Raw genomic sequence first — 5,839 nt, 5'->3', positions numbered from 1 at the left:
CTCATCTGGCAACCAAGTGTTTGCGGGATATCAGATCCGGCAGCAAGCTTCGGCGCAAAGAATATACCCGTACAAGGAACAATGGTATCATTCTCTAAGATCACCTGCTGCACCATTCCCTCCTCCGATTCAATACGCAAGATCGGTGCGTCGAATACGGATACATGATGCTGCTTGAGTTCTTCTCGTTGGTCATCTGTTAATTCGTCGGGTCCATTGGTGCAAATGACATACTGATTCGTCCAGCCTGCCAACATTTTGGCCATGTGCAGCGCCTTAGCCCCCTTGGTAATGACAACAAGTGATTGGTCGCGCAACTCCCATCCATCRCAATATGGACAAACAAACGCGCTTTTACCATAAACCTCAGCTAAGCCGTTAATCTCGACGGGTAGGTCTTTCATGCCTACTGCGAATAGCAGCTTTTTCGCCCGATAAGTTGTACCTTGTGTAGTTGTGACCTCAAAGTTACCATCCACGCCTGTAATCGTTACTGCCGCCTCATCAACAAAGTGAACAGTCGGATAGACTTGAATCTGTTCTCTCGCAATCCGCCGAAACTCCCCTGGAGCAACGCCATCTCGCGTAAGAAAACCATGCGTCTCCCGTGTTACTCGATTACGTGGACGTCCTTCGTCGATGACAAGGACGTTTTTTCTAGCCCTCCCGAGCACAAGTGCTGCATTCAATCCTGCTGGACCTCCGCCAATAATCCCTACATCCATAAGCTGTTCCATCTTTATCATCCTCCTGGATCTCTAATGTCCATAATATAGCTGCAAGAAGCTAATAGCTCCTTGATTACTGCTTATTTTGTACTTTTTGATGCTGCTGAATCGAGTACACCTTGAATCGTGTGCTGCTGTAAGTAATGAACCATCTGCCGTTCAGCACCGTCCATCACTTTTTTAACCAAACACTCATTGCCTTCATGATGTTCTGAGTGATTAGAACCCTGAGCTTCTGATTCAAAAAATAACTGATGCTGCTGCGAATCTAGGTTGAAACATTCATACATCTTCTGACGGCCCTCAACAACCTGAATGACATCAAGAAACGTAATCAGTTTAGCTGATTTAGCTAGCTCGTAACCCCCACTCGCACCTGTCATTGCACGCACGATGCCATCCTGCCGCAGCTTCGACATGATTTTGGACAAATAGCTCTCGGAGACACCTAGCAGCGTTGCTAATTCCTTAATCCCTACATGATGACCTTTATCCGTGCGGGCTAAATGGATGATGGCATGCAGAGCATAGCCTGTGCTTTTGGAGAATTGCATGTGTAACACCTTCCAGCGATTAAAATATAGCTCACTTCTTTATGGACCTGYAATGTCCATAATAGGTGACTTTCGTTTATTTTGCAAGGAAATGATTTTTCACTAATCAATTTCCGGCCTGGCGTACTCTTTTACCAGCAGACTGATACCACAATAACATCCCGATTGAAACCAAGCCTATTAGCAGCAATAAACCATACACATGCTCGTACGACACAGCAAGGCTTGTATGAGTTTGGACCTCAAGCAAAATGCCGCATACGGCAACTGAAATAGATCCGCCGCAAAACTGAATTAACTGCATCAGCCCCATGCCCGATCCGATGAGCGTTCTCGGTAGAATACGCGAAGTCTCGTTGTTTAATGAGGAAAGCGTTGCTGAAAAGGCAGGCGAAAAGAAAATATACCCGACCAGCACCACAATGGAAGAAGCCCCTACTACACTGTAAAATAGAAGCATGACAACAGAAATCAAGATGTGCCCGATCAGCAACAAACGGAGATTCCCGTATGTATCAATCCAGCGACCGACGAAGCGAGTCATGAAAGCCGAAAGAATAGCGCCAGGCGCAATCGTCAAGCCGATTTCCATCGCTGAGCGATGAAACAGGTTTGCCAGTACAAGCGGCATCAGAAACAGGTTCCCAAGATTTAAAATCAAAACACAAAATCCTATGACAACCAGTTTACGAAAATCAGGATTTCGCAATAAATCTGGGTTGATGAACGTTTCTGTCCCTCTCCTCAGATGCCAGGCATGCAGCAAGAAGGATACAACGCTAACACCGATCCAAATCAATGATAATTGCGTCACAGCTAATAGCACCGTGGCAGCATTGATAACGGTTAAGATAGCTCCGAGCAGATCGAAACGGAATGGCTGAGAGTCCTCTTTCCGTATCGACTCGCCAGCACCAAGCCAAGTCCGGCCATTACCCCGGCACCTGCGGATTGAAGGATACGAGCGGCGAGTAAGGCATGGAAGCTGTGCGCAAAAATCCCGTATACGGAAGATAGACCAAGCACCAGCAGTCCCACCGTCAGCAACCTTCTTATTGGCACTACGTCCGTTAACCTGCTGTAAATGACCGTGGATAACGCATATCCGATAGAGTAGCTCGAGATGACCCACGCTCCGAGATCCGCAGATATATGAAGATCTCCAATAATACTAGGGATGGAAACATTAAACATCGTCGTATTCATTACAACGATAAATAAGCCGACCGTCCAAACCGGCAGCACAACTTTGTCATTCAATCCTTTCACCTCAAAACATGTTTGTTGTATGTAGCATGCCATCTTCTGTCAATTTCTAAACTTATTGTATCATACAAGTAGTATCGAAAGTAACTAACTATAGAAAAAACCGCGCTGAGCGCGGTTCTGGCCTGTATATTTTCAGCACAGATCCTATTTCTCAGTACCTTGTAAACCAACATGCATGACCGTTCGGCTTCCACCCCACGTAGAAATGAAATCCATTTGCCTGGAGCAGGAGCGGCTCTCATAATTGGCATGACCCATTTTGTCCTGCGCCGTTCCATTCCCTGGGCTATGTATATTATCCAGATAATCGACTTTGCCATCTGAGCTCTCATATGCGTTACCGAAAGCACGCCATTCATCATGAGCAGTCCGCAGATCTTGAGCCGAATATGATCCGCCAATTTCCAAGTAACCCGTTGCCCCGGCATTTGCTTTCGTACTAGCCGTTCTCTTTCTCCCATAGCGCTGCATGCCGTTCTTTGTCCGCCGCTACGAGATCAAAAGCGAATGATTTATCCAACTCAATAATTCGGTCGAGATTGAAGACTCCTTGGGTTTGCTTACTTGAGATATCAGCTGCTAACCGATCATTCGTTTCTACATAAGTTCCCATATCGTAACTTTTGAAAGGAATCACTTTCTTCGCAGTAAGGAAGGTAAAAATAGCCCGTACATTCCTCTCAGTAGGATCACCCAAGAAACCTTGTTCATCCATCTTTGCCCCCGAGCATGTATCCCTGAGCGTTTTCCATTCCGAGTGGCTAAGTTCTTTGGGAATAATCYCAAATTGTTTATCCGAAGCACACCACTCATAGAATTCCTTAACGTCCGCTTTGTCCAAGTCGCTCCAATATTCATCGATTTGGGTCATTAATTTTGATTGCGGCTTACCAGTAGGCCATTTCATAGCTTGTATAAGTGGCGCCCCGACAACCATCTGCTGAACAGCCTTATTTCCGATCGTTCGTTGTAAATGTAAAAGGCTAGAATACGGATTATTCGACATATTCTGCTGTGTACTGGACCTGCTTGAATTCCCTCCTTGTGACTGTTGTTTGGCGGCTTGACTCAAGATACGTGCGTGCATTGGGCTCCCCCTGCAAATCTTCATCAAATTTAGTAGGATACTAATTCGACAATATCTTATCATATTCGCCACATCTTGGATATATTTTCCTTGACCCAAAAAAACCTTACCCAATCAGCAATAGGCTGATCAGATAAGGTTCCCGAACGATTTATTTTTTCCATTAAAAATAATTTCTCAAATGCGCCGCCGCTTTCACGATACCTTCCCGTTCTTTCTCCAATGTTCCCCAGAAACGGTGATCCTCTAGCTCAATGGAAATCGCGCCATTATAGCCCAAACGGTCTAATCGCACAGCGACCTTGCTCCACTCCACGTCCCCTTGACCAGGAATCGTATACCGCCAAGACCCTTCAGAGAAGCCATATTTTGCGCCAAAAGTTGTGGGCAAGATGCCGCACTCATATAGCTCGTCATGCAGAATTTCCGTATCTTTGCCATGGCAATGAGTGATTCTTTCGCCGAATTCCGTCAACGCACGTAAGTAGTCAATGCCAAGACGCACCATATGAGACGGATCATAATTCAAGCCAAAATGCTTGGATGGGAGTGCTTCAAACATAGCGCGCCACATTTCCGGCGTGCAGCCGATAGTCGGGTAATGCGGCGCTGGACCTGGCCAACCCTCAATGGCTATGTATACGCCTTCGCGTTCAGCGTGACCAACAATCTCTGGGAATGTATCCTTCCATATGTCGAAGCTCTCTTGACGCGATTGCGTGTGGTCTTCCGGTACGAGACACATGAACATGACCTTCGCACCAAGCGCAGCCACTTCCGTAATCTGCTTCTTGACGGCTTCGGCTGCGTTCTCTCTGCGAACATCCTCTTTGCTTAAAAGTGTTCCTCCCATTTGTACCGCATCGACGGAACCAATGCCGATTCCCGCAGCATCACATATTTGTTTCACTTCAGGATCCAAATGAGGGACATCAAGGACATCCAAACCTGCTTGGGCAGCCCATGCGGCGGTTAACGCCAACCCTTCAGCTCCGATTCTAGGCGGAATGCGCATTCCAATTTGTAATTTCATAGCTTACTCTCCTTATGTTAGCTTTGACCTAATAGGGTTTATACCCACCAGCTTGATAAATCATCTCGGTAAACTTGACGACTTTCAGGGCAAAAGTACCTGGAACCTTAACTTCATGTCGCCCTAGAATGGCGTCGATAAAGCTTTTATCCTGATTGGTCGTCGGATTAGGCAATTCAGGAACAACTGGCTTTTCTCCGAAGCGCTGGATCGTAATTTTACCATTATCGTAAAAAATACCGCCGTCTTCCCCGCAGAACACATAGGTTTCATGCCAACATGGCGCAAAGCCGATTATGTTTAGTCCAGCAACAGCTCCTTCCTCGAACCGGATTGAGGTAAAGGAATCGATCTCCACGGGTGCTCCTTGCGTATGCAGGTTTGTCTTCACTTCAGCCGGTGTGRGTCCTGTCGTCCATAGGAGCACATCGATGATATGGCTGCCGGAATCCATCAGCATGCCGCCGCCTGACAGCTCTGGCACTTGTCTCCACAAGCCAGTAGTGAATTGTTTCCATTCCTGGTACAACGATGCCGTAATTGACGTCAGCTTCCCAATCTCACCACTGGCAATCGCCTCGCGAATGAACAGGAACTCCGGTTGGAAATGGCGTTGGTAGGAGACCTGCATCACTTTCCCAGCCTTCTCTGCTGTTGCAATCAGGAGCTCCGCTTCCTCTGAGGAACAAGTCATCGGCTTCTCAATGAGAACATGCAGTCCTTTGTTTAGCGCATCGGTCGCTTGCTGGAAGTGCAATGTATGTGGAGAGCAGATCACAACAGCATCCAATTCGGCCTCATCCAACATCACTTTATAATCCGTAAAATGCTGTACAGCTTCAAGCTCAAACTTGGCAGCAAACTTTTCTCTGTTCTCTGTGCTAGTATCGGAAAGCGCAACAATCTCCACTTCCTCTAATTCCAGCAGCTGACGGCCATGTACTTGGGAGATTCCTCCTGTTCCAATCATACCAATACGAATTTTGCTCATTGGACTGTAGCCTCCTATTTAATACCTGAGAAAGTAATTCCTCGAATAAATGCTCTTTGTACAAAAAAGTAAAGCAAGATAATAGGCAGGGTAATCATGACCAGCGTAGCCATCATCATCTGCCACTCGGCACCGTGCTGCGATTTGAACGACTGCATACCGAGCATCAACGTGTAC

The 5,839-nt window shown here is 46.7% G+C and carries 8 protein-coding genes; all 8 read right to left on the bottom strand.

The annotated features are described in order from the left end of the window. Positions 1-737, bottom strand: a 737-nt coding sequence (locus AC1DUA_RS32320; protein ID WP_477503635.1) for an NAD(P)/FAD-dependent oxidoreductase, incomplete at its 3' end; no start/stop codon positions are given. Between the two features lie 71 nt (positions 738-808). After that, a complete protein-coding gene (locus AC1DUA_RS32315; protein ID WP_477503634.1) occupies positions 809-1,282 on the bottom strand; it encodes an RrF2 family transcriptional regulator in 474 nt (157 codons plus the stop codon). 106 nt (positions 1,283-1,388) lie between these two features. Continuing rightward, positions 1,389-2,096: an MFS transporter gene (locus AC1DUA_RS32310; protein WP_477503633.1), complete on the bottom strand. Its 708-nt coding sequence runs from the start codon at positions 2,094-2,096 to the stop codon at positions 1,389-1,391. 32 nt (positions 2,097-2,128) lie between these two features. Then, entirely contained in the window at positions 2,129-2,542 is a 414-nt protein-coding gene (locus tag AC1DUA_RS32305) for an MFS transporter (RefSeq protein WP_477503632.1), read from the bottom strand. A 153-nt stretch (positions 2,543-2,695) separates the two neighbouring features. Then, the gene (locus AC1DUA_RS32300; RefSeq protein ID WP_477503631.1) at positions 2,696-3,022 is read right to left on the bottom strand and encodes a hypothetical protein; all 327 of its coding nucleotides are present in this window, start codon (positions 3,020-3,022) and stop codon (positions 2,696-2,698) included. Then, positions 2,991-3,638, bottom strand: coding sequence for a hypothetical protein (locus AC1DUA_RS32295; protein WP_477503630.1), 648 nt, complete (start codon positions 3,636-3,638; stop codon positions 2,991-2,993). The genes AC1DUA_RS32300 and AC1DUA_RS32295 overlap by 32 nt, the downstream gene beginning before the upstream one ends. Positions 3,639-3,801: 163 nt before the next feature. Continuing rightward, a complete protein-coding gene (locus AC1DUA_RS32290) occupies positions 3,802-4,671 on the bottom strand; it encodes a sugar phosphate isomerase/epimerase family protein (protein ID WP_477503629.1) in 870 nt (289 codons plus the stop codon). Between the two features lie 28 nt (positions 4,672-4,699). Continuing rightward, positions 4,700-5,662: a Gfo/Idh/MocA family protein gene (locus tag AC1DUA_RS32285; protein ID WP_477503628.1), complete on the bottom strand. Its 963-nt coding sequence runs from the start codon at positions 5,660-5,662 to the stop codon at positions 4,700-4,702. Positions 5,663-5,839: the final 177 nt, after the last annotated feature.

It is taken from the genome of Paenibacillus sp. 01T422, from assembly GCF_056398785.1.
Note: the sequence above shows the minus strand (reverse complement) of the source record. Positions and strands in the feature narration are given on the sequence as shown.